This window comes from Paenibacillus sp. Root52 (assembly GCF_001426865.1).
Classification (GTDB): domain Bacteria; phylum Bacillota; class Bacilli; order Paenibacillales; family Paenibacillaceae; genus Paenibacillus.
In genome coordinates this window covers 90,702-116,205 of record NZ_LMFO01000012.1, presented here as the reverse complement: position 1 = coordinate 116,205, position 25,504 = coordinate 90,702, and the positions used below count along the sequence as shown (strand labels likewise).

The window sequence follows — 25,504 nt, the reverse complement described above, 5'->3', positions numbered from 1 at the left end:
CTATTGTTCCTCCTCTGGTTGATTCACATAAATTACAACAAAAAAACCTCAGCATCCCGTAGCGTTTGCAGCGCTAGGGACGAGAGGTTGAATTCCCGTGGTACCACCCTAGTTAGCGGATGAACGTGCTTCGTCATCCACTCCCTTTGAACCTGTAACGGCGGTTAACCGATGCGGATTTCCATTCCTTCACCCACCGAATAGACATCGGTTAAGTATCGGATGGTGTAATCACCGCATTTCTCCAAGGCGAGTTCGTGAAATACTGCCAATCGGCTTGCACCAACCGCCGACTCTCTGTCATGTACAGGACTCACTACTGATCCTTATCATCGAAATATGTATACAATATCGGAAACATTATATAAAAAAGTACCGCTAAAGTCAATGACAGACCTCAGCCTAACCGAAACCGCTCAATGCTTTCTTCTAGATTGTGAATCGTCCACTGAATATGATCTTGATCATCAAACTGCCGGTATGCACATTCGATCAGAAGTAATAAATCAAAATACAGATCATATAACGCTCTTCTGCTTCGTTCACTTGGTGTTGTAATGGATGTACCGTAACCCTTCAAAAAGCCAGTCGTGTAATTAAAATGACTAAAATAGTGCTCCATCAATGGATCTGCCCAGAGTGATCGCTCAAAGTCAATAATGGCGGTAATTCGACCATTCTCAACCAGCACATTGCCATCCCACAGATCCCAGCTAATAAACACAGGTTCTAGCACATCATCGAGGACATCAGCTCTGGCCTGAATCAAACGCTCCAACTCCTCGTAAGGCATTGAAAACGTAATCCCTGCCTTTTCCCCATCGATTAATACATCATCCATCAGTTGTAGGAAAGCTTCTTTCCATGTGGAATAACGTTGTCTTCCCGTTGAGAAATAACCAAATTGTTCGCCTTTGATTCCATTCAATCTTCGATTGTAACGCCCAATCTGTTCCTCAATCGCTTCCTGTTTTTCAACGCTACAGTGCTCTTTCACTTGGTTATACGGCTTACCTGTCATATGCTCCATAATAAAATATTCTGAGGGAGCAAGAGTTAGCGAGTCATCATACGCAAGTACACAAGGAACAGGTACATCCGTTAGTTCTGACACAAGACGCAGCGCCTCGACTTCAGTCTTCATTAACCCTTGTTCACAACGCATCAGATTGGATTTATCCGTAGGGGCTATTTTGAGCACCACCGTCTGCCCATCTTTTAACAGGAGCCGATATGCCTGGTTCGCCCAGCCTTCATTCATTTCCTGATACTCAGATAGTTCACTATTTAATATTTGGGTTACTATCCGTTCTAACTGTCCCGAAGTTAGCTTTGTTTTGTATTTACTTTCCACCCCATAATCACCTGTCCTTCTTAAGTTCGTCATCTTATCTCATCAAAAAAAAGGAAAACGCTTTCCGTTAGTGTTATTATGGCTTCCCCACACTTAACTGGCAATAGCTTAGATCACGTTTCAACGCTCCTATTCTGATCAAAATAAAAAAACGCCCTCCGCATATGCAAGGGCGATGAACAAGACTAATTATTTGATAGCAACATAGAACAGACGCTGCGCGCCATCCCCTGCTTCTTCCCACTCAAAATCTGCGTACACGCTGACATCGCGGAATCCCGCCTTCCGTAACTCCAGCTTCATCCACTCCGGATCGTATGCACGCTGCACATGCACCTCTTCAAACCTCTGATAGAGATCCTTCCCCCCATCATCAACACGTGAGAAAATGCTGAGATGATGTTCGATCTCACATCGTTCCGAGTCTAACGCACTTGTCCAGATATAGGATATCGAGCGTTCGTCCAGTACAAAAGGCTGTTCTTCTTCATATCGAATAAATGTATTGGGATGATGCACATCGAACAGGAATGTTCCTCCTGGCTTCATCATTTCGTACGTTCGTTGGAAGGTGCGGATGACATCGTCCTGCTCCAGCAAATAGTTAATACAGTCACAGAATGAAATAACCGAGTCTACAGGCTCAGGTACTCTCCATTCGCACATATCTTGCTGTACCCACCGTACACTGCCTTCACGGTACAAACGATGCCCTTGGGGAGTAGCTTCCATCTTACTGCGAGCCACAGATAGCATATCCGCCGACAGGTCGATCCCCGTCACCTCGAATCCTGAGTTAACCAAAGGGATCGTAATCGAACCTGTTCCACAACCAAGTTCTGCTATACTTTTGGGCATCCCGTGACGCTCCCAGGCTGTTCTAGCGAACCTTATCCAGTCCGGATAAGGCATATCTTCCATTAATTCATCGTAAACATAGGCAAATTTACGGTAAGACATGTCAGGCACCGCACTTTCAATTCATTTTATTATATAGTTCAACAAAAATTATAATTTATAAAACAAACGAAAAAGCAGGGGCATCCGGAGTTCACCCAGCCTTGCCCTGCTTTTTTACATCAGACTCACAAGAGTCTTCATTTAGCTTAAGTTCAACGTTAATAGCGTTACTAGTTCTTGTCCGAATCTGGAGCAGTAGCTTGCGAAGCAGCGTCCGTCAAGTATGTCCAGTTTTCTTTCTGAGTGACTAGTCCATCCTTCATTAGCTTACCTAAAGCACGCTTGAAGGCGGATTTGCTGATGCCAAAACGCTGTTTAATAATATCCGGTGGCGTCGCATCCGAATAAGGCATACCACCTGTTGGACGCTCTTTCATAAACGCGAGCAGCTTGTCCGCATCCTCGTTACGACCTACCTCTTTGCGAAGAGACGTTGCTAGGTTCACACGTCCATCCTCACGAACCAGCGTTACCCGGCATTTCACTTTCTCGCCGAGACGCAACAAGTGGGTACGCTCGGAGGAATGGATCATGCCAATGGCACCAAAACCAAGCACACCACCTTCCACAAGCACAAAAGTACCCATTTGCAATGGCTTGTACACCGTCGCTTCGACCCATTCATTGAGCCATGATGTCGGTGCATGGAAAGCTAACGGTGCAAGTTCACGTTCTCCAGCCAATTTCGCACGAAGACGACCTTGCTTATCATGCTCCATGATAACAAAAACCTCGTCCCCAACCTGTGGACGCAGTTCTTCTAATTCAGGCAATTCACGGATAGGAAGCAGTAGTTGCCGACCCAGACCCATTTCTAGAAAACAACCGAGCCGTGGATGTATGTCAGCCACAACAAGTCGTGCCATTTCCCCAAGAGTAAGATAAGGCTTCTTCATCGTCGCAGCAAGGCGATCTTCCGTATCGAAGAAGATAAAGACTTCCAGCTTCTCATCGATTTTGATATCACGTGTCAGCTCTGTATAGTGAAGCAGTACATCTTCCGATCCAGTCGTCAAAAAGTAGCCAAACGGAGATACTTCACGTTCAACCCGCAAAGAGACAACAGTTCCTGCAATCAAACTCATACTGTTTCCACCACTTTAGCATCCGACCATAAACGTTCGATGTTGTAGTATTCACGCTCATCGCGGTGGAAGATATGAACAACCACGTCCCCTAGATCCATCAGAACCCAGCGTGCCGAATCCATACCCTCAATACCTTTAATCGTTACACCTGCGGCGTGAGCCTGTTTACGAATCTCTGTTGCAATAGATTGTACCTGTGTATCCGAGTTACCGTGGCAGATCACAAAATAGTCTGCTACCAGTGAAATTCCCACCAGATCCAGCGCTACAATGTTGGATGCCTTTTTATCGTCTGCGGCTGTAACCGCCATATTCATTAGTTCTTTCGATGATAATGTCATGAACCAACCTCCATAGTTTATAATTGTGTAATCAGATCATTACGTGCAAACATGGTTAAAGGGTAAATCACTCTCCGCTGTGATAACAGCAAGCTAATCGTTGAGTCAAAACCAGCAATTAACCCTTCCTCCAGACTGTGTTCAGCCTGTTCACGAATGCGATCCACACCCGGAAAATCTCTTCCCGGCTCAATATAATCCGCAAGACATACCACTTTATCTAGTAGACTCATGCCCACTCTCCCAGAGGTATGCCAACGAATAGCATTAATGATCTCCAGATCATCAATTCCGTAATCCCGCTGTGCTACAAAAGCACCAACCTCTGAGTGCCAGAGCTGCTTGTCATGCTGCAACAGGTCTTCGTTTAATCCATTGTCACGGATGACTGCTTCCAACTCTGATACAGGCCAGTACTTGGCAACATCGTGCAATATGGCGGCCAGATCCGCCTTTACGGGATCTGCACCATATTTTCCAGCCAAATATACGGCAGATTGCATCACGCCAAGTGTATGCTTCCAGCGTTTCTCCGGCATTTGACCCGAAACAGCTTGGATGAGTTCCTCACGGCTTAGTGCCATATAAACCGCTCCTTACAATATATTCATGAACTGCAACAGGAATCATGAAACGTACCGATTGTCCCTTCGCAAGACGTTTACGTATGGCAGTGGATGATATGTCGACGAGCGGCATCTCTGCCAGCAATACTTTGTCTTGCAGCTCATCGGGTAAGTCATCCAGATGAAGCTGAAAGCCAGGTCTTCCTACTCCGATAAAGGTCAAGCGTGCTGCAAGCTCCTCAATCTGTTCCCATTTGGGTAGATAGTTGACCATATCTGCACCAATGATAAAGTAAAAATCATGCTCTGGATAACGATTCCATAGCTCCTTCATCGTGTCGATCGTATAAGATACGCCACCAAGCTCCATTTCAATATCCAGCATCTCATATTGCTGTACATCTTGGATCGCCGCTTCCGTCATATCCAGACGTTGCTGCCCCGAAGCCCCGGCTCCACGCTTGTGTGGTGGAACATGGGAGGGCATGAACCAGATTTCATCCAGTGCATGGGAATCCCTCGCAGCTTCAGCGGCCAACAGATGTCCCATATGGATTGGATCGAATGTCCCACCCATGATACCAATCTTCATGATGTCACCGTCCTAAGGAAGTTCGATTTGTTTGTTGTCGCGTGATTCCTTATACAGGACAATCGTGCTACCAATCACTTGTACTAGCTCACTGCCAGTCTCACGAACAAGTTCTGCCGCGATTTCGTTTTTATCGTCTAGATTGTTGTTCAAAATTTGAACTTTCATCAACTCGCGTTTTTCGATCGCATCTTCAATGTGACGGAACAGATGATCGTTTGTGCCACCTTTACCGATCTGAAACACCGGGGTTAGATGATGTGCTTGTGAACGCAAAAAGCGTTTTTGTTTACCTGTTAACATGAATACTCCATACTCCTTATGCTCAGCGCAGACCTGTGACAGAAGATCTCTGTCAGGCTTGGCTGTTCAATTATATTTTAATGTCATTATTTATTATTCACTTAAATTTGCTTGTTACTTATCGAAGCTGTCTAGTACCGCTTGTCTCATTGTCTCCACAGGAGCCTGGATACCGAACCAATGTTCAAAAGCCACTGCGCCCTGATATACAAACATCCCCAGACCACCATGCACTGTACATCCACGTAGGCGTGATTCACGCAGCAGACGTGTCTCCAGTGGATTATAGATGAGATCACTTACGGCTGCGTCTACACGAATCAGTGTAGGATCCACCGGAACATCCTCCACATGGGGATGCATACCAGCAGCCGTTGTATTAATGACAATATCAGCGGAAGCAAGCACAACCGCCGCTTCCTCCATTCCACTGCCTGTAATCTCACCTAAACCATGTGCCCGCAGATCCGAAGCGAGTTCGACGGCTCGCTCAGCTGTACGATTCAATATGTGAATGCGTTCAGGCTTCTCTAGAGCCAGCGCATATATGACTCCTCTAGCAGCTCCTCCTGCACCTAGCACAGCGATCCGTTTGCCTGCAAGGTCAGGCACAGCTTCTTCCTTAAGTGACCGTACATAACCAATGCCATCCGTATTATAGCCTATCAGCTTTCCGTCCTTATTGACAATGGTATTCACTGCACCAATCAACCGTGCACTCTCATCGATCTCATCCAGATAAGACATAACATGCTCCTTGTGAGGAATGGTGACATTCACACCGCGATACCCCAGAGCAACAATGCCTCTAACCGCTGCCTGCAATTGTTCGGGATGAACATGGAGTGGCATATAGATTCCATTCACTTCTGCAGCCTTTAAAGCTGCATTATGCATAGCTGGAGACTTGGAATGAGCAATAGGATCACCCATAACGCCTAGCAACACTGGAAGTGAAGTCGTGGTTTTCTTTTGTTCAGACAATGCGTCCACCTCCGATCTGATGAAAATGTTACTGACCTGGTTAGATCAGAGAAGGACGAACGAGTACCCGGATACCTTTAGGTACATGAACAGCTACGAGAGCCCCATTGTCTCCGTTCACTTTAACCCAGCCTAGACCGGAGATAAAGATATCGGATTGACTTCCACGTTTGATACGGAATTCATGACGAGTCCATTCTGGCATCTCCGAAGCACCTTCGCGTGTTGGCGGGGTAAGCAATTCTCCTAGATGATCACGGTACAATTCATCCGCGCGTTCTAGCTTCGTCCGGTGAATATTCAACGCTGTGCTGATAAAACATGTGAAGGACTGGCGTTCACCCTCTACAAAGTCGAAACGAGCCATACCGCCAAAGAACAGCGCTTGACCTGCATTTAATTGATACACGGCAGGCTTAAGCGGCTTGTCCGGCATAATTGCAGCTAAGTCTTTGCGAGATACGATCTCACTGAAACGCCATGGATACACGATCCCTGGTGTATCAATAATGAACTTTCCATCTTCTAATGGAATGTTCACCATATCCAGTGTTGTTCCTGGATAACGGGATGTTGTCAGTTCTTGTTCCAGATCACTATAGTCACGAATCAGTCGGTTAATCAATGTAGATTTACCCACATTAGTACCCCCGACCACGTAAACGTCACGATCTTCACGATAAGTGCTTACCAATTCAAGGAGACGTTCGAAACCTTGATTTTGCTTAGCGCTAACGAGCAACACATCTACAGTGCGCAGTCCCTGCTCCTTAGCTTGTTTTTGCACCCAGTTGCGAACCTTATTCCAGTTTGTTACTTTAGGTAGCAAGTCCGTTTTGTTTACTACAAGTAATACCGGATTGTTACCGACAAAACGTTGTAGGCCAGAGATCACGCTACCGTCAAAGTCAAACAAATCAACGATATGGATGACAAGTGCATCCTTATCCCCGATCTGGCTCAGCAAAGCTAGGAACTCGTCTTGGTCAACGGTTACAGATGATGATTCATTATAATTTTTGATACGGAAACAACGCTGGCATATTACCGGTTCGCGATCCAGCGCCTTCTCAGGAATAAATCCGGGTTTATCCTGATCTTCTGTTTGCAGATGCACCCCGCATCCGCTGCATCTTACGGCAAGATTGCCGTTATGCGTGTCTGTCATTTCTTATTTTCCTCCTCAAGCCATAAGCCTTTCTTGCGTAAACTCGTTAGAGCAATCCGTTCCACGCGTCGATTGAATCGGGTCATGAATCCTTCATCACCGATGGAGATGGGTAGCACCAGCACGGTATGAAGCCCTAGCCGGTTACCTCCATATACATCGGTTAACATCTGATCACCTACCACAATCGTTTTATCTGGAGTTAACTCCATCATTTTCATTGCTCTACGAAACGGTGCATTCGATGGTTTGCGTGCACTGTGCACAAACTGGATATCCAGTGGCGTAGCAAACAAGGATACACGATTCAAATTGTTATTGGACACAATCATCAGTTTGAAGCCTGCCTTTTTCACACGTGCAAACCATTCAATCAGTTCTGGCGTTGCATCAGGGGCTTTAGCTCCAACAAGCGTATTGTCCAGATCAGTTATTATTCCACGATAGCCTTGAGCGTACAGCTCTTCCAGATTAATGTCAAAAACTGTGTCTACTCGCAGCTTGGGCATTAACATTTTAAACAAAGAAGTCACCTCAGTTTCATACGACACACTATATCACAAATCCGTCTTTCCTGAAAATGCATACAATGCTTGAAGCGCTGGAAAAAAGGAAAAACGGGACAGGCGATAATTACGCCCGTTCCGCTTTGAGTTCCTTCCGTAGCTTCAAGGCTGTCTCATACACTGCCTTCCAATCATCTGAAGTTACAGATGCTGGACTATAACGCGTACGCTCAAACCATGCTAACAGTTCATGCAGCGTGGCTGCAGATGCTGGTACAGACTGGCTCCAGCGGTTAACTGATTCACGCAGCGTTTCGTCCCCACTGCGGGTTAAGCCTTTACGTTTCACATAACGAATCCAGCGTTCCGTTTCAGCTACAACCTTCTGCTCTGGTGTAAGCGGCTCGCCTGTTCGTAGACGAAGCAACAAGAAACGAAGAGAGAAGCGGTTCCGCCAGAACATGTAGGCAACCCATGCGATCAGGATGGCTACAGCCATCCAAATGACGAATGTTGGTACACCAGATGTCGCTTGCTCAGATACAGGTGTCTGTTCTTCTTCTTGCACCGGCTCTTCTTCTGGCTGCTCTTCAGGCTCGTCAACCGGCTGCACATCAGGTGCCTCTGTTAACAAAGGCATATCAAAGCCAGGTGTCGCTTCAACTGGAATCCATCCATACTCACCAAAGTAAACTTCAGCCCAAGAGTGCGCATCCGCATTGGTTACTGTATAGGTGGTCTCAATCTCAGAGCCAGGTTGACGAGGTGCCTGCATGTCTGAGTTGAGAGACAATTGTCCTGGTGCATAACCTTTAACCCAGCGAGCCGGAATCCCTTCAGAACGCGCCATCATAACTAGAGCTGTGGAGAAGTAATCACAGTAACCTTCCATTACATCGAATAGGAATCCTTCGACAAAGTCACTGCTCACTTTCCGGGATAAATCCGGATTATTGGTGTATTCAAAATTGGTTTGTAAATAGTTTTGCAGTAATGCTACTTTTTCATACGGAGTATTTGCAGAAGCCGTAATTTCGTTTGCTAAGTCCGTGACTCGATCCGGGAAACGGGACGGTAACTGTAAATACATATCGTCGGCTGGATTACTTCCGTACAGATCGTCAAAAGATTTTGTACGAAGCTCATCCTCTATAACCACTGGCGCTTCAGATACGATTGTATACGTTTTGGGATACTGAGGTTGTTGTCGATTTGTCATCAGCAGCAACTCAGCCTGCTCTGGATTCCAGAGCATTCGATTAGACTCCGTCTGTCCATCAATGGAAGTGACCTCTGCAATGGAGTACGCTCCAAACATAATCGGATAAACCGTATCATTCAGCATCGTTACTTTTTGCGTCACTTGTTTCGTATTCCCACTACCTGCATCATCATTCTGCAACGTTTCGCCAGGCTGCACCTCTTCAGTTGAAGCCCGTCTACGGTCATCCCAGCCTGTTCCGGTGTACTCTTCACGAGTCTCACCACGCCAGTAACTACGCTCATTGGTCTGTACAGACATCACAGGTGTGTAGTCAAAGTTAAAACCGCCACCAAGTTGATTATCTTCACGACTATATCCAGACTCTGTTGAATTTGGAATATCGAGTGTTCCATTGCCGGCCTGACTGGTCGAAGTTCCGGTATAGTTACGCCATGCTGTATATGGATCTGTCAGAGTAGGCGGTACTTCCGGCATGTTCACACTTGCTACAATAACAAGAGAAAAAATGATGGCGATATTGGCAATGATTTTGTATGGATACCGAATGAGTCGCTTCCAGCCTTGTGGATAATAAACTTGAAAGTTGCGGAAGTGCTGACATACTAACCAACCCATACCTGCAAACATCACCCAAGCAACCTCAATCCATAGGGAAATCTGAGTGAAGGAATCCAGAATACCCATGGATACAATATTAATACCCAAGAATACTAGAATGCGCCGAGTTGTGTTTACTAAGCGTAACGCAGCTTCAAGCATGACCCAGGCACATAGGGAAAACCAGATATATGGATTAGAGTTATAGATAAATTGCTCCACCCGTTCCGTAAACGGACCATAAGGAATATACACAGAGTAATCAATTAAGGTTTTATGCAAAATATAAATAAGAACAATCGCTTTAATGATCGTGCGATAGATAAGCTTAAATGGCAAAATCACTTCAAGCACACTCATAGCTGCCAGCGTCCACAATACCAAAGAGGTCGTCTCGTTATACCACGATTCCTTAGTAAACGACAGCCACTGCATCGCAATCAGAAAGATCCATAGTAGCGATGCGGCTTGATACCACGATCTTTTGCCAGATGCTAGTTGTTTGCCTGTTGTATTCATGCGGAACCTCCCCCCATAACCGTTGGGAGCTCCTGAAGATGGGCAACCGTGAAGGATCTTGTACCTCTACCACGCAGCATAGCAGACCACTCTGCGCTCTGACGAGAGCCTTGGGGATCGATCACGACATGACAAGGTGTCATCCCCCGGGTATCCGCCCATCTTAACAATTCTAATGCCTTCTCATCCTTCTGAGGTGAAATCAAAACGAAATAAGCTCCTTGCGGCAACTGACGCCCAAGCTTCTCTACACCCGGAAGCAAGCGACGATCCTGCCCGTTGTATTGAATGTCCACCAGATGATGCATCATCTTCTGACGGTCAATGAGACTTTCGCTAGGTGCGAGGAATGTGTTCTTATCAGACAAGGTCATCAATCCCATTCCCATCCGCTCTCTTGAACCGTATTCCAATAAAGATGCTGCAGTGGACACCGCTAATTCAAATGTTTCACTCTGTTCATAGCTGGCTGCCAGTGCATCGATAACCAGAACGGTTTTGGGCACAGATTCGTGCTCGAACTCTTTCGATTTCCATGAACCGGTCTTCGCTGTGGCATTCCAATGAATGCGAGAGAGACGATCCCCGTATACATAGTCGCGAACACCATTAATCTGGGTTGTTTCTCGGCGTGAGCGTGTCTGTGCTGTCTGTGGTCCAGATAATCGTGATTTGCGATCATATAACTGCCAGTAGGGGATAAACACAGTTCGTGGTAACACTCGAAATTCGCCCTTGGCCTTAAACGTCCCGCGATGCTCAATCAATCCAAAAATATCTTCACTTGAACATTCCGTTTTGGAAAATACATATTTTCCACGTTCGAGCGGCGGTGTCTGAAACGACAGCTCACCAACGCCCCTCATATTGGGAATTAGGCTCTCACGGAACGACCATGATTCACCGTTGTGGCGATGTAGCATCTCGCGTACGACCACATAAGGAAGCGGCAGAAATCCGGGAATGTTCACTCGAAGCTGAACTTGAACCTGATCACCTGCATGCAGCAATTCTTCATGATCCTGACCTGATGACAATGCCCTAGCTCCCTTAGCGCGTCTTACACCACTAAAACCAGCAATGGCAAGGTACAGACAGAGCAGGGTAACCATCGATAATAACATGATGGATGTCTTACCACCTTGAAATAGAACATACGCAAGGCAGCACATCCACACCGCCGCGATGCTCCAAACGCGGGGGTGCCTTATCCCTCTTTTGACGGTACTCAAAAGCGGCTTCATAAACTATTGCCCCATAGAAACGGGCACACGTATCTGCTGAAGTACAGAGTTCAGAACGGCTTCAGAACTCATGCTATCCAGTCTCGCCTCAGGACGTAGCACAATCCGATGAGAGATGACATATGGCGCCATTGTCTTCACATCATCGGGAAGCACATAGTCCCGTTCCTGTAGGAAGGCGAAGGCTTTTACCGCTGACATAAAGGAAATGGCCGCCCGCGGGCTGGCACCGAGCAATACGGATGGATGGGAGCGTGTGGTACGAACAACATCCAGCAAATAATCCATCACTGGATCACCAATGAATACTTCCTTGATCTCCTGCTGGATAGCAGAGATCTGATCCATATGAGTCACCGACTCGAGTCGGTCAACCGGTTGACCCGACTGATGCTGCTTCAGCAGTGTTTTCTCGATATCCTTATCTGGATAACCAAGGCTTATTTTCAACATAAACCGGTCTAGTTGTGCCTCCGGCAATGTATATGTTCCTTCAAAATCAATCGGGTTCTGCGTAGCACAGAGCATAAACGGATGTGGCAAATCGTACGTATCTCCGTCTACGGTTACACTGCGTTCTTCCATAACCTCAAGCAACGCCGATTGAGTCTTCGTTGTAGCTCGGTTAATCTCGTCTGCCAGCAATATGTTCGTCATGACTGGACCTGGACGGAAGTAAAAGCGCTCATCACGTGGGTGGAACACGGATACACCCGTAATGTCACTCGGTAAAATATCTGGATTACATTGAATACGTCGGTATTCGCCGCGCATCGATTTTGATAAGGCTTTGATCAGTTGTGTCTTGCCTGTTCCCGGTACGTCTTCAATTAAAACGTGGCCGCCTGCAAGCAAAGCTGTGAGCAAAAGTTGAATTTCAAAGGATTTCCCCATTATGCAAGATTCTAGATTAGAACGGACTGCTGAAATGATTTGGATCGACTCTTTGCGCACAGGCATATGTCTAACCTCCTAAAAAAGCATACAGATTTCCTTTTATTGTACATGATCCATGGGCGCGAGTACACTCGAAGAGAATCACAATTTGTTTCCAGCCGTCCGATTCACCGCTATTCACGCATGAATACGACAAAAAGAGACCCGGATAAGAGTTATCCGAAGCCTCTTTGGAAATTCTTTTCATCTATCTGCCCACACTGCCCCTGTACCACTACAACGATCAGCCTTTTGGACGAACAACAAGTGCCGCAAGAAATGAGAAGATAATCGCTGCGGAAATCCCCGCTGCAGTTAGATCGAAGATACCAGTAATTACACCAAGCCAGCCTTCTTTCTCCAGTTCGGTTAATGCTCCATGGACTAAGGAATTACCAAAACTCGTAATGGGAATGGAAGCACCAGCACCTGCAAATTTCACCAGTGGATCATAGAGACCAAAGGCATCAGCCACAGCGCCTGCAACTACCAACGTACTCATCGTATGTGCTGGTGTCAGTTTGACCCCATCCATAAGAAGCTGTCCAATGACACAGATTAAGCCTCCAACGATAAATGCCCACAGAAATTGCATTTTTATCCCTCCTTCTCGATGGAAACGGCATGTGCAATACAAGGAATACTCTCGCCCTGCTGGTAAGACAGCGGTGACAATAAAGCTCCCGTTGCTACCACCAGAACACGTTTTAAATCGCCCTTTTGCATTCGGTTTAGAATATGCCCATAGGTTACAGATGCGGAGCAGCCACAGCCACTTCCCCCTGCCACAACCTGAGGCTGCTTCTTACGGTCGTAGATCATCAATCCACAGTCGTTAAACACCGTTTGTTCCATTGGAATGCCTTCTTTATGCAAAAGTTCTTTGGTGATCGGTAATCCGACCGAAGCAAGATCTCCCGTAACAATAAGATCGTAATAACCCGGCTCAAGCCCTGTGTCACGGAAATGGGAAACCAACGTATCCGCAGCCGCAGGTGCCATAGCTGCTCCCATGTTAAATGGATCTTTAATGCCCAAATCCATAACACGACCGATCGTTGCATGTGTAATGACAGGCCCTTCGCCTGTTCGCGATACAACTCCGCAGCCTGCTCCTGTGACGGTATACTGTGCATAAGGCGGCTTCTGTGACCCATACTCGGTCGGATAACGAAACTGCTTCTCTACGGTACAGTTGTGACTGACCGTTCCTGCAAGAACGTAGTCACCGCCCCCAGAATCCACAATGAGAGAAGCCAATGCCAGACTTTCCATCGAGGTGGAGCATGCACCAAACACACCGAGGAAGGGTGCTCCTAGCTTACGAGCCGAGAACGAACTACTGATGATCTGGTTCATGAGATCTCCACCAATGAAAAACTGAAGCTCTTCTTTGGTAATATTCGCATTGATCAACGCTAGTTGAGTCGCCTGCTCTAATAGCTTGCGCTCCCCCTTCTCCCATGTTTTCTCGCCAATCTCCAGATTGTCGTATACGTAGTCAAAATCAGAGGCGAGCGGTCCTTGTCCCTCGTCAGGCCCCACAACAGCAGCCCTGCCGACAATACGTGGACGATTTTCAAATTTCCAGGTTTGACGTCCTAATCGCTTCATAGATGTCCTCCCCCATATCCGAGAAAGGCGTACACGATCCCGATAATAAATGCTGCGACTACACCAAACACGATAACGGAGCCAGCCAGTTTAAACATATTTGCACCTACACCAAGCACCAACCCTTCCGCCCTATGCTCCAGTGCCGCAGAACACATGGAGTTGGCAAAACCTGTAACCGGAACTGCTGTACCTGCCCCTGCCCATTGTGCGATTTTATCGTATACGCCAAGACAAGTGAGCACGACCGAAATAAAGATCATCACCGCTACGGTGGGACTTGCTGCTTCCTTTGACGTCATATCAAATCCCGCCATGAAAGCTTCTTGAATAGCCTGTCCAATCAGGCAGATAAATCCACCAACAAAAAACGCTTTGATACAGTTGGCCACAAGAGGACGTGCGGGTTCATGCTTTTTGGCTACCTTTTTATATTCCTGTTCACTTATGGACAGTGATGGTGATTTTTTGCTGCCGGTTCCTTTCGTCTGAGCTGGCAATGTACAGAACCTCCTTCGAAATGGAATGAGAACGCGAATTCATTCCTGTATGCAATGGTTGGACGTGTGTAATCCTAGATACATTGTTTGTCAATGTTCAGAAGGTTATGTATCCGGCGAAATGCAGCATATGTTTCCAGTGTGTTAACGATTTGAATTTGCTGATATAAGCGCCGGATCATTTCTATTCATAGGGCTACAAACTATACTGCATTCTAATAAAGCTTTCCCTCTATGCCTTCCTTGAATGTATACAATCATGCTCTTACAAATAAAGCAGGATGATAACGAGTAAAATAAATAAGACGATGAAAAGAACTGCTTCATTACCTTCATCAGGTGGCTTCATCTAGTTGTATGCAACTCCTTCCTATTGCTCAAACGTATAGAACAAAAGATGTGGTTTCCCTGAGAGGTAAACCATTCCTATCTATGTATTCCTATTCAAACAGCTATTCGGTGGATCAGGGCTTGTGCGGATTTCATACAAATATGCAGTGAAAATCAGAACTCAATATGCCTGATATACGTGACGTAAACATGGACAATTACGTGCGCAAGGTTCATACTGGTTATGACCGGTGGTTAATAATTGATCCTGAAATGACAGGATTCCATGTCCAGCAGCCGTTCTGCTGAGACTTGAACTACATAAGAACAGAGGAGTTGTCCACATATGAATGAAAAAACAATGGATATGTTTCGCACACTGACTGAATTCCCTTCTGCTTCGGGCTTTGAACGTGAGCTTCGTGGTTGGATGAAAGAGCAGCTATCCGCTTACACGGATGAATTTGTTCAGGATCGCTTAGGTAGTCTGTTTGGTGTATTACGCGGGGATGAATCAGGCCCTAAAGTAATGGTTGCTGGGCATTTTGATGAAGTAGGCTTCATGACGACTGGCATTACAGAAACCGGTATGATTAAATTCCGTCCACTGGGTGGATGGTGGAGCCAGGCTGTGTTGTCACAACGACTTCAGATCATCACACCTAAGCGCCGAATTACTGGGGTTGTGGGCTCTACACCTACACATCTTTTGGATGAGTCCCAGCGCAGCAAGCCGGTGGATCTGAACACCATGTACCTGGATATTGGTGCAGATAACCGCGCTGAAGCGGAGTCATGGGGCATCCATCCGGGCATGCAAATTGTACCTATTTGTGAATTTACACCAATGGCGAATCCGAAGAAAATCATGGCTAAGGCGTGGGATAACCGTTATGGTGTTGGTCTCGCACTGGAACTCGTTGAGGCACTTCACAAAGAAAAATTGCCTAATATCCTATATTCCGGAGCAACCGTTCAAGAGGAATTGGGTCTTCGCGGCGCACGTACCGCTGCAAATCTCATTGAGCCTGATATCTTCTTCGCACTCGACTGTAGTGCAGCCAATGATATGACAGGAGACAAGCAATCCTTTGGACATATTGGACAAGGCGCATTGCTGCGTATTTTTGATCCAGGCATGTTCACCCACCGTGGTATGGTTGAGTATGTGCAGGATACAGCATCCTCCAACCAGATTAAGATGCAATACTTCATCTCACCAGGAGGAACAGATGCAGGACAGGTTCATCTGAGCGGTATTGGTGTCCCTTCCACCGTTATTGGAATCTGTGCTCGTTACATTCACACTTCCTCCTCCATCATCCATACAGATGACTATGATGCAGCGAAAGAATTGATTGTGAAGCTCGTCAAAGGTCTGGATCGCTCCACGATGAATACCATTATCAATAATGCTTAACATCTGAACGTACGCTTTATTTCAAGAGATGTCCTGACTATGTCGGGATGTCTCTTTTTTCGTTTTCACCAATAGTACGTGTTCAAAAAGGATAGATTAATAGGTCGAACATTATAGGAAATTACACATAAGATACAAGAACGGAAGAAGAATCAAACACCAAGCGGCGGGGGAGCTTCTATGGCAGTAAGAAAGAATGGAAAGTCGAATAAGAGCTCCAAAAAAGAGAATGCTGCCAACTCCCTTCTTGGCGGTAATCTTAAAGGAAGAAATCTGGAGCTTATTGTGGCAGCATTACTAGTGAGCGGGAAGCTCAGAGTGGATGCGGTTACGTTGTTTCGCGAAGCTACACTTGTCGTTGAATTGGTCGGGCAATATAAAACGCTACAACAGATCACACCATCGAATCAAGACAAACTTGTGCAGTTTCTGGATGAGATCGGTGGCGATATGACGTTAAATGATGTTATTCGGGCATTTCAACAAAGAATCAATTCCTAACACCAAGAAATGAGGTTGAGATCATGTCTGACTTCGATGGAAATGGATTCGCCGAGCTAATTATCATTGTCATTCTTGTTGTTTTATTCGTATATGGTTCCTCAGATATTGATAGCCTAACCGATGCCCCTTCCCAAGCCTGAATCGGCAGCAGCTCCACCCTAGCATGCAAGACAAAAATTATCTGTATCCCTACAAACGCCAGTCTGAGCTTCAATCTACAGACTGGCGTTATTGGGATCGTTAGAGAAACAGTGGTGAAAATGCAATCCAGGCAAGTATGAGAGTAAGTACAATGCACACATTCTCAACGACGGCTCCATGCTTGGTTCCGGTACTCATTAAATTCGCACGTATACGCGACTTAAGTGGCGGTAGTGGACGAATACCCCGATTCGTTAATGAATCAGCAAGTAGATGCATAGCATAGGCTGTACCCCCAGCGATCCAGATCTCCGGTTGCAGTTGCGCAGTCGTAGTATACAGCAGTCCTGCCCACACCGCAGTTCCATACACTGTATGCGTTAGTCCCCTGTGTGTCAGCGTTGTACATAACATCAGCAAACTCCCTGCAATCCAGTTCCAAGGTGCAAATACATGGCCGTAGAAAACCAGCCCCAAGCCAATCGCAAACATTAGCACTTTACGGAGTGATCTTGAAGGTAAAAATGACACCATACCAATCAAGATCGCAAGTAACAGATTCCAAGGTTGACTCTGAACATAGAAGTACACAAACACCGCCGTTGGTAACAAAATCGTCTGTAGCAGCCTAATGAGACTGTTTGGCAGAGCCTTCGAAACCAATAGCGAGTTGGGTTCATCGATGTCAGGCAACAGTGAACCGATCAGCGCCACCGTTACTGCAGGAGCTGTTACAGGCAGACCTGTGAATTGAAGAACAGAAAGCGATACCCCTGTTCCAATAATAAGGTGGGATCTTCCCATCATGATGCAAAAACTTCCTTTCGACGAAATAGGGAACATAACTGACCCACTTCTGATATTACACTGATTTCAAAATGAGAACAATAGTTCGTATATCCTTATTTATTTTCAAAATAAATTTTGAGTTCTGTGACCGGGACCACAGTTTTTATTTTGTGAGGAGTTTATCGTTATTTGTGAAATTTATCACATTAGATGATGCCAATCATCTGTATGATTAAAATATAAACCACTAAAAATGTTAGTAAATGCGTGTTCAAAAGCGCGAGCTTCTGAACAACCACTAATAATGTACAGTCTATCCAAGGAGGCTTATACACATGAACGGAAAAAAAGAAAAACTGGTCGTCATCGGTAACGGCATGGCAGGAATTAGTACGGTTGAGCAAATTTTAAAATTAAGCTCCCGCTTCGATATCACAGTTATTGGTACAGAACCCTACCCTAACTATAATCGCATTATGTTGTCCTATGTGCTGGAGGGCAGCAAAACGTTGGATGATATTGTACTCAATGACCTGCATTGGTATGAAGAATATGGTATTACGTTGCATATGGGCACAACAGTATCCAAAATCGATTCCGATACACGCGAAGTGGTGACTACAGACGGTTCGCGCGTCCCTTATGACAAAGTCATCATTGCTACAGGCTCCAATTCCTTTATTCTTCCTGTACCTGGACACGATAAACAGGGCGTTGTTGGATTCCGGGATATCGCTGACTGTAATACGATGCTAGATGCAGCGAAGAATTACAAAAAAGCAGCTGTCATTGGTGGCGGATTGCTAGGTCTAGAAGCAGCTAAAGGACTGGTTCAGCTCGGCATGGAGGTTACCGTTGTCCACTTAATGCAGGATCTCATGGAACGTCAACTAGATTCCACAGCTTCTGCCATGTTAAAGGCTGAACTTGAACGCCAAGGCATCCAATTCAAAATGGGTGCACAGACATCCGAATTGCTTGGCGGCGAACGTGTTGAAGGTATTCGTTTTGCAGATGAATCGGTACTGGATGTTGATTTTGTTGTTATGGCTGTCGGCATCAAACCGAATATCACTGTTGCTCGCGAGAGTGGAATGGAAGTCAATCGAGGCATCATTGTTGACGACTACATGCAAACTTCTCTTGAAAATGTGTATTCCGTCGGAGAATGTACAGAGCATCGCGGTGTGTGTTACGGCCTCGTCGCTCCATTATTCGAACAAGGCATGATTCTGGCTAAACATATATGCGGTGTTGAAACTGCACCTTATGAAGGTTCTGTAGTATCCACGAAATTGAAAATTTCGGGCGTAGATGTATTTTCGACAGGTGAGTTTATTGATGGACCTGAGCACACCGTTATCTCTCACAAAGACGAATGGAAACGCACGTACAAAAAAATTCTCCTTCGCGATAATGTAATGGTCGGCGCTGTATTGTTTGGTGACATCACGGATTCAGCGGAGCTGCAAAAACTGATTAAGCAACAAACGGAGATGACCGATGATCTGTATGCTTCTCTGATGGGCACAGGCTGCGGTGGACACAAGAAGGCAACATCGGTAGAAACGATGGCTGAGGACGAAATCGTATGTGGCTGTAATGGTGTTACCAAAGGTCATATTATGGACGCGATTACGAATCAAGGATTAACCAGCATCGATGAGATCAAAGCGAGCACGGGTGCAACACGTTCTTGCGGTGGCTGTAAACCAGTCGTAGAACAGATCTTGCAATATGTACTTGGTGATAATTTTACAACGGGTGCCAAACAGGGCATTTGCGGATGTACTTCCCTAAGCCGGGATGAGATCGTAGCGGAGATCAGACAAAAAGGTCTGCAAACGACGAAAGAAGTTATGAACGTATTGGGATGGACTCAGCCTGAGGGCTGCTCGAAATGCCGTCCTGCAATCAACTATTACCTGGGTATGATTGCACCGGATACACATGAGGATGAGAAGGAATCCCGCTTCGTCAACGAACGTATGAACGCCAATATTCAGAAAGACGGAACCTATACTGTTGTGCCACGGATGTATGGCGGGGTTACAACACCAGAAGACTTGAAACGTATCGCTGATGTATCGGTCAAATACGATGTAAAAGCCGTTAAAGTGACTGGAGGACAGCGTCTAGACTTAATTGGTGTCAAAAAAGAAGATTTACCTAAAGTATGGGCTGAGCTCGATATGCCTTCAGGTTATGCTTATGCCAAATCACTTCGTACCGTCAAAACTTGTGTAGGTTCACAGTTCTGCCGCTTCGGTACACAGGATTCGATGGCTATGGGTGCCCTAATAGAACGCAAATTCGAACGCTTAGACTTACCTGCTAAATTCAAATACGCCGTGAACGGCTGCCCACGTAACTGTGCAGAAGCATGTACGAAAGATATCGGTATTGTCGGTAACGACGGCGGTTGGGAAATATTCATCGGCGGTAACGGCGGGATCAAAGCTAGACTTGCGGACTCCCTCTGCAAAGTGAAAACGGACGAAGAATTGATCGAGCTGTGCGGCGCCATCATGCAACATTATCGTGAGACTGCCAACTACCTCGAACGGACTTCGGAATGGGTAGAACGTATGGGTCTGGAATCGATACGTGCAGTTGTGGTTGACGATATCCAAGAGCGCAAAGCGCTAATGGAACGAATTGAATTCGCACTTGGACATGTGGAAGAACCTTGGCAAAAAGCAATTCGAAATGAACAAGGTGAGAACAAACTATTTCACGGAATTGAAGTAACTGCCCGTCCGTAAAATCGGATGTAAGCTTTACTCTATATAAGTTCTACTAAACTTTTTACACGAGAACGGAGAGGACAGAAATAACGTGTAGAAGCGAAGCGTTCGCCTCAAAGCTTTCTGAAAGAAAGCTACTTCGGAAGCATACGCCATCTCCGGATTTCCCCTTTGAAGAAAGGAATCGAAAAAATCTGGGGATAACAGCGATCGGAAGGTTATTCTGTTATCGAAGTGGCAAGTGTAAACCAGCTTTAGTTGAACCTATATAATACAGATAAGGAGAGTTCAATATGACAACTAAACCAGCCGGCACCTATTACCCTGCCGGAACGATTGATGAATTTCTACCTCGCATTGGTAGAGTCGTTGAGATTCAAGGCAAACAGCTCGCTGTATTTCTTGCCTCGGATGGCACCATCTTCGCAGCAGATAATCGAAACCCGCATCCGAAAGGCGGACCACTTGCCGAAGGCATTGTGTCAGGTCATTACCTCTATGACCCACTGTACGATTGGAAAATCGATCTTAGCACAGGTCTAGTGCAAGCTCCCGACCAAGGACAGGTTCAGATGTACTCGGTCAAAGTGGAAAATGGAACGGTCTGGATTGCAGTATAGCTGCAGTCCAGGTAACACATGGGATTGATGCTTAAGTATGGGGGAAACCGACATGTACACACCTAATGTTGAAGGAATTATTGAAGCCGCGGTCAAAAAAAGAGATCAAATGAATTCAGGTCTAGCACGTTATATGGTATCAGCCTTGATGGCTGGTGCATATGTAGGCCTTGGCATTATTCTAATCTTCAGTATCGGCGCTCCGCTTCTGGCGGCGCAATCACCTTTTCAAATGATCCTGATGGGCATGTCCTTCGGGCTCGCGCTCACCCTTGTCATTTTTGCAGGATCGGAGCTGTTTACGGGTAACAATATGTTTTTTACCATGAGTACGTTAGCAGGTCGCACTACCGTGAAAGACACGATGAAGAACTGGGGACTTGTCTTTCTCGGCAATCTGATCGGCGCGGTCATTCTGAGTCTGCTCATTGTAGGCAGTGGTTTGTTCAAGACAGCTACACCAGAGCATCTGCTCTTTGCCGTTTCTGCTAAGAAGATGGCAGCCCCCGTTACTGAGCTATTCTTCCGCGGCATTCTCTGTAACTGGCTCGTCTGTCTAGCCATCTGGATGTCTTCACGCACAAAAGAGGACATTGCCAAGCTTGTATTGATCTGGTGGTGTCTGTACGCATTTATCGCCAGTGGATATGAGCATAGCGTTGCCAATATGACATTGCTCTCCTTATCTTGGTTACTGCCAAACCATCCGGATACCATCACGCTGGCAGGCTGGTTCGATAATATGATTCCAGTCACACTCGGTAACATTGTCGGAGGGGCTTTGTTTGTTGGGATGGCCTATTGGTTCGTATCACCTGTGAGAAAGAAAACCCGTCAATGACTCATGCTCTCATGCTATACACCATGCATTCTCTGGACTCTCAGAGGGCATGGTTTTTTACGTTCTATTTTTCTACGTTAAGTTTTTTATGTCATGACTTTATTTCCCTTGTGACCTTTTACCTTTCACAACCTCAGCGTTAATCCGCCGTTTACATATTAGTCGTATAGTCGAACCATGCCTTAACATATCTAACGACCAAAGGATGATCGCTTATATGGGAATACACACGTACTTCAGATCTCTGAATGATCTAGAACGCATTATCCGAACGCCAGGCAAATTCAAGTTTGAGGAACACAGCGTGTCCGCACATTCATGGAAAGTCGTGCAATACGCCAAAACGCTCGCCGATATTGAAGAACAGAACGGCGTAGCGATTGATTGGAAAAAGCTTTACGAGATCACCAGTAGCCATGATTACGGCGAGATTTTCATTGGAGATATCAAAACTCCAGTTAAGCATTATTCACTTGAGCTTCGTGCGATGTTGCAGCAAGTCGAGGAAGGTATGGTTGAGCATTTTATCAACGAGAACATTCCCGAAGAGTTCCAAGCCATATTCCGCCGTCAACTGCGTGAAGGTAAAGATCAATCTGTGGAAGGGCTTATTCTTGAAGTTGCCGACAAGATGGATCAGGTATATGAAGCCTTTGCAGAATTACAACGGGGAAATACGGAGAAAGAATTCATTGTAATGTATCGTTATGCCCTGATCAAAATCAAGAACATTGACCTTCATTGTGTTCACTACTTCCTCCATCACATCCTCCCCGATATTATTCAGGAAGGCATCCGTTCCCCGATTGATATTCGCAAAATAACTGAAGAAGCACTCGCCGAATAATCAGCTCAAGTCGCCATGGCTCTCATGATCCAGGGACAGAGCTTTTTTTCGTTCTGTACACTGTTGACGATATTCACTTGGATATACCCCTGTTTTATTTTTGAAAATACGGCTGAAATAATGAGAGTCCGCGTAGCCAACGGCTTTGCCTATTGATTGAATGTCCAGCTTCTGATGCGCAACCAGCATACGCTTCGCTTCGTTAATTCTCAGCCCTGTCATATATTTGAGCGGAGTTTCGCCCGTCACTTTTTTGAAACACTTACCTAAATAATCCACGCTAAAGTGCATCTGTCCCGCCATATCCTGAAGGCTGATCTCGTGCATGTAATGCTGCTTCACGTACAGTTTGACCGCCTCTGCGATATCCTCCGGCTTCCTCTGTTCGTCCACAGCCGCACTAACATGCGTGAGAGAATCAACTACATTCCCAAGCTTCAGTTCCATCGCGTCCAGCAGTCCACGAATCTGGTCTTCCGAGATCGGCTTGAGCAAATAATCCTCCACCTTATAGCTGATCGCCTGACGAGCATACTCAAATTCATGATGGCCGCTCAGGATTACAATTTTCACTTGTGGATAGGCAAAATACAGATGCTTCGCCAGCTCTAATCCATTCATCACGGGCATCTGAATATCGGTGACGACAAGATCAGGAACCGTCTGTTCGATCAGTTGCAGTGCCTCCTGCCCGTTCCTCGCCTCGCCAATCACCTCGAATCGTGTACCCAGCTCACTGAACTTCCGCGACACGTTACGGCGGATCAGTGCCTCATCCTCCACAATAATGGTTCTGTAGTTAACCGTCATTTCAGCCACGCTCCTTTCGAATAGAACCACCCACGGTAATTCTGACCCCGCCGTTAAGTCTATTCTCGATGTGCATCTGTGCCTTAGAGCCGTACCACAATTTCAGTCGTATCCAAATATTCCTCAGCCCCATGCCGTTAATCGCAAGATCAGGAATACGCTCCCATTCCTCTGAAGATGCAATATACGCTTGTATGGATGTCAATACCTCTGGCTCCATGCCCGGTCCGTTGTCTTCAACGATAATCTGCCAGGTTTCTTCCGCTTCGTTCAGCTCTCCTCCAACATACAGCTTCCATGGAGGCGAATCGCCTAGTCCATATTTGATGGTGTTCTCCAATAAGGGCTGGATCAGCAGCATAGGAATACGTAAATGGTGCATGGCCTCTGGAATATGAAACGTATAATGCAGATCCTCTTCGAACCGAATTTTCATACACTCTAAATACCGCTCGCAATAATTCATTTCCTCTGATAAGGTCACCCCTTCAGGGTTAGGTGCTGAGATGTAACGAAGCATCGCTGTAATATGTCCACAAAAAGCAACGATCTGGTCATTCATGCCCTCTTCGGCCATGATGCTGATATTCGTGATGTTATTGTATAAGAAGTGAGGATTCATCTGGGATTGCAATGCGAATAGACGTGTATCCGTTTCCTGCGATTTAAGAGCAAGCATGTCCTGAAAGGACTGCATAAGCTGTTGATTCAATCGAACAAATGTATCATTCAATTCATCCATCTCGCGTATAGAGCTTGGATGATCCAGCTTGAACAAATGACCCGAATCCTGGCCTGTGGCGAGGTCTTGTACACCGATCTTCTGAATGATCCGCTGTAGTCGATGCAGGGGTAACGTGACTCTTTTGGAGATCAGATACGATAACACTAAAATGAGCAATAACATGCCTAACGTAGCGCCTATAAATAGCGTAGCCATCCGGTTCAGGCTCACGAACAACGATTGCTTCGATTGTGTTACGATCACTGTCCAGCCCGTTTCGGCTGAGGTCATGTATGTCATCATCTGAGGAGAGTTGCTGTCCGTGTGGACGACCTCTTGCATTTCCCCCGATGGGTACTGCCCTGTGCGAATCATAGCCAGATCCTGTGAACTAATCATCATTGTTGCCTCAACATCCTCCGAGGAAGAGCGGGAGAAGGGGTATAGTAACGATCCTCGCTCATCGATTACATCAATATGCAGCTCTTCATTCCCAGCCTGTATTTCATGTAAATAGTTGAACATCGTCTGAGCATCCTGCAAAATTTCGACGACGCCTTGGCTAACGTAATTCCCGTTCTTGTACACACGTGTAAGTGAGACATATCGGCTATCCGACTCTCCTTCACCTGTAGGCATGGGCAGACTACCTCCATCTAACATCGTAATAACTCGCCAGCCATTGCGATTCCAGGTTTCGTTGTACCAAGGTCTCTGCGTTAAGTCGACATTCATCTGTCCGTTAAAAGCCCCCGCCCCTAGCATTTTGCCATTCACATCATAGATGTTAGCCTGCTTGGCTGTATTTGAGCTGCTAATGATGGCTAATATGACGTCGATCAGCGTGGTTGTATCTTTGTAGAATGCTGGATCTTCCGCAAGCCCCTGCTCGCTCCCTTCTGCAGGAGACAAGTAGTGACTAAAGTGCTCCTTAACCAGATTGGAATAAACGATATTCATTGAGAAATTGTTCATCTTGACTACTTCCTGATCCAGATTACTCACAAGAGATGCACCAAGCTGTTTCTGCTGTTCTTCGCTACGACTGCGAATATCATTGGCCAGAAAAACGTACAACAGCCCTGCCACAATGAGCGCAAACACAATAAAAACTGCCGAGTAATACATAAACAAGCTTTGCTGCAGCGTTCGAAAACGGTATCGAATCATCTTACACCTCAATCTACGGGTTCGAAAATGTCCACCCAACAGACCGCTTTTGTCTATTGAGCCC

The 25,504-nt window shown here is 46.0% G+C and carries 25 protein-coding genes and 1 other annotated feature; of the genes, 6 read left to right on the top strand and 19 right to left on the bottom strand.

Translation table 11 applies throughout. From position 1 onward, the window contains the following. Positions 1-72: 72 nt before the first annotated feature. Positions 73-342, bottom strand: a binding site (T-box leader). 55 nt (positions 343-397) lie between these two features. From ASD24_RS12045 to spoVAC, 16 genes are all read right to left on the bottom strand, one after another. After that, the gene (locus ASD24_RS12045) at positions 398-1,387 is read right to left on the bottom strand and encodes a phosphotransferase family protein (RefSeq protein ID WP_082560382.1); all 990 of its coding nucleotides are present in this window, start codon (positions 1,385-1,387) and stop codon (positions 398-400) included. Between the two features lie 156 nt (positions 1,388-1,543). Further along, positions 1,544-2,314 (bottom strand): class I SAM-dependent DNA methyltransferase, encoded by a 771-nt coding sequence (locus ASD24_RS12040; protein ID WP_056695930.1) that lies wholly within the window; start codon positions 2,312-2,314, stop codon positions 1,544-1,546. Between the two features lie 170 nt (positions 2,315-2,484). Beyond that, positions 2,485-3,399, bottom strand: coding sequence for a CvfB family protein (locus tag ASD24_RS12035; RefSeq protein ID WP_056695928.1), 915 nt, complete (start codon positions 3,397-3,399; stop codon positions 2,485-2,487). Continuing rightward, positions 3,396-3,743 (bottom strand): ribosome silencing factor, encoded by a 348-nt coding sequence (gene rsfS, locus ASD24_RS12030; RefSeq protein ID WP_056695926.1) that lies wholly within the window; start codon positions 3,741-3,743, stop codon positions 3,396-3,398. Before rsfS ends, ASD24_RS12035 begins: the two co-directional genes overlap by 4 nt. 17 nt (positions 3,744-3,760) lie before the next feature. Further along, entirely contained in the window at positions 3,761-4,327 is a 567-nt protein-coding gene (gene yqeK / locus ASD24_RS12025; RefSeq protein ID WP_056695924.1) for a bis(5'-nucleosyl)-tetraphosphatase (symmetrical) YqeK, read from the bottom strand. Continuing rightward, positions 4,311-4,901, bottom strand: a complete 591-nt coding sequence (locus ASD24_RS12020; protein ID WP_056695922.1) for a nicotinate-nucleotide adenylyltransferase — start codon at positions 4,899-4,901, stop codon at positions 4,311-4,313. The genes yqeK and ASD24_RS12020 overlap by 17 nt, the downstream gene beginning before the upstream one ends. A 12-nt stretch (positions 4,902-4,913) precedes the next feature. Beyond that, positions 4,914-5,204 (bottom strand): ribosome assembly RNA-binding protein YhbY, encoded by a 291-nt coding sequence (yhbY, locus tag ASD24_RS12015; RefSeq protein WP_056695918.1) that lies wholly within the window; start codon positions 5,202-5,204, stop codon positions 4,914-4,916. Positions 5,205-5,318: 114 nt separating this feature from the next. Further along, the gene (aroE, locus tag ASD24_RS12010) at positions 5,319-6,188 is read right to left on the bottom strand and encodes a shikimate dehydrogenase (RefSeq protein ID WP_082560381.1); all 870 of its coding nucleotides are present in this window, start codon (positions 6,186-6,188) and stop codon (positions 5,319-5,321) included. A 40-nt stretch (positions 6,189-6,228) separates the two neighbouring features. Next, a complete protein-coding gene (gene yqeH, locus ASD24_RS12005; protein ID WP_056695914.1) occupies positions 6,229-7,356 on the bottom strand; it encodes a ribosome biogenesis GTPase YqeH in 1,128 nt (375 codons plus the stop codon). Next, positions 7,353-7,880 (bottom strand): YqeG family HAD IIIA-type phosphatase, encoded by a 528-nt coding sequence (locus tag ASD24_RS12000; protein ID WP_056695911.1) that lies wholly within the window; start codon positions 7,878-7,880, stop codon positions 7,353-7,355. Before ASD24_RS12000 ends, yqeH begins: the two co-directional genes overlap by 4 nt. Positions 7,881-7,989: 109 nt before the next feature. Continuing rightward, positions 7,990-10,203, bottom strand: coding sequence for a DUF4129 domain-containing transglutaminase family protein (locus ASD24_RS11995; RefSeq protein ID WP_056695909.1), 2,214 nt, complete (start codon positions 10,201-10,203; stop codon positions 7,990-7,992). After that, entirely contained in the window at positions 10,200-11,447 is a 1,248-nt protein-coding gene (locus tag ASD24_RS11990; protein WP_082560380.1) for a DUF58 domain-containing protein, read from the bottom strand. Before ASD24_RS11990 ends, ASD24_RS11995 begins: the two co-directional genes overlap by 4 nt. Positions 11,448-11,450: 3 nt before the next feature. Then, a complete protein-coding gene (locus ASD24_RS11985) occupies positions 11,451-12,407 on the bottom strand; it encodes an AAA family ATPase (RefSeq protein WP_056695906.1) in 957 nt (318 codons plus the stop codon). Positions 12,408-12,627: 220 nt separating this feature from the next. Further along, a complete protein-coding gene (gene spoVAE, locus ASD24_RS11980; RefSeq protein ID WP_056695903.1) occupies positions 12,628-12,978 on the bottom strand; it encodes a stage V sporulation protein AE in 351 nt (116 codons plus the stop codon). 2 nt (positions 12,979-12,980) lie between these two features. Beyond that, positions 12,981-13,997, bottom strand: a complete 1,017-nt coding sequence (spoVAD, locus tag ASD24_RS11975; protein WP_056695901.1) for a stage V sporulation protein AD — start codon at positions 13,995-13,997, stop codon at positions 12,981-12,983. After that, complete coding sequence (gene spoVAC / locus ASD24_RS11970; RefSeq protein WP_056695899.1) at positions 13,994-14,497, bottom strand: stage V sporulation protein AC; 504 nt, start codon at positions 14,495-14,497, stop codon at positions 13,994-13,996. Before spoVAC ends, spoVAD begins: the two co-directional genes overlap by 4 nt. A gap of 676 nt (positions 14,498-15,173) precedes the next feature. Here spoVAC and ASD24_RS11965 point away from each other — a divergent pair. Both ASD24_RS11965 and ASD24_RS11960 read left to right on the top strand, forming a co-directional pair. Further along, positions 15,174-16,247, top strand: a complete 1,074-nt coding sequence (locus ASD24_RS11965) for a M42 family metallopeptidase (RefSeq protein ID WP_056695895.1) — start codon at positions 15,174-15,176, stop codon at positions 16,245-16,247. A 180-nt stretch (positions 16,248-16,427) separates the two neighbouring features. Continuing rightward, on the top strand, positions 16,428-16,748 hold the full coding sequence (locus tag ASD24_RS11960) for a hypothetical protein (RefSeq protein ID WP_056695891.1): 321 nt from the start codon (positions 16,428-16,430) through the stop codon (positions 16,746-16,748). Between the two features lie 243 nt (positions 16,749-16,991). Here ASD24_RS11960 and ASD24_RS11955 read toward each other — a convergent pair whose 3' ends face one another. Then, a complete protein-coding gene (locus tag ASD24_RS11955; protein WP_056695887.1) occupies positions 16,992-17,699 on the bottom strand; it encodes a metal-dependent hydrolase in 708 nt (235 codons plus the stop codon). Positions 17,700-18,016: 317 nt separating this feature from the next. Here ASD24_RS11955 and nirB point away from each other — a divergent pair, with 317 nt between their 5' ends. From nirB to ASD24_RS11935, 4 genes are all read left to right on the top strand, one after another. Beyond that, complete coding sequence (nirB, locus tag ASD24_RS11950; protein ID WP_056695883.1) at positions 18,017-20,446, top strand: nitrite reductase large subunit NirB; 2,430 nt, start codon at positions 18,017-18,019, stop codon at positions 20,444-20,446. A gap of 275 nt (positions 20,447-20,721) precedes the next feature. Then, positions 20,722-21,048: a nitrite reductase small subunit NirD gene (gene nirD / locus ASD24_RS11945; protein ID WP_056695881.1), complete on the top strand. Its 327-nt coding sequence runs from the start codon at positions 20,722-20,724 to the stop codon at positions 21,046-21,048. A 52-nt stretch (positions 21,049-21,100) separates the two neighbouring features. Beyond that, positions 21,101-21,889: a formate/nitrite transporter family protein gene (locus tag ASD24_RS11940; protein WP_056695878.1), complete on the top strand. Its 789-nt coding sequence runs from the start codon at positions 21,101-21,103 to the stop codon at positions 21,887-21,889. A 217-nt stretch (positions 21,890-22,106) separates the two neighbouring features. Further along, positions 22,107-22,736 (top strand): YfbR-like 5'-deoxynucleotidase, encoded by a 630-nt coding sequence (locus ASD24_RS11935; protein WP_056695875.1) that lies wholly within the window; start codon positions 22,107-22,109, stop codon positions 22,734-22,736. On the opposite strand, the gene ASD24_RS11930 is transcribed toward ASD24_RS11935, so the two are convergent. Beyond that, a complete protein-coding gene (locus tag ASD24_RS11930; RefSeq protein ID WP_056695872.1) occupies positions 22,737-23,546 on the bottom strand; it encodes a response regulator transcription factor in 810 nt (269 codons plus the stop codon). A 1-nt stretch (position 23,547) separates the two neighbouring features. Beyond that, the gene (locus ASD24_RS11925) at positions 23,548-25,440 is read right to left on the bottom strand and encodes a cache domain-containing sensor histidine kinase (RefSeq protein WP_235540538.1); all 1,893 of its coding nucleotides are present in this window, start codon (positions 25,438-25,440) and stop codon (positions 23,548-23,550) included. Positions 25,441-25,504 lie beyond the last annotated feature (64 nt).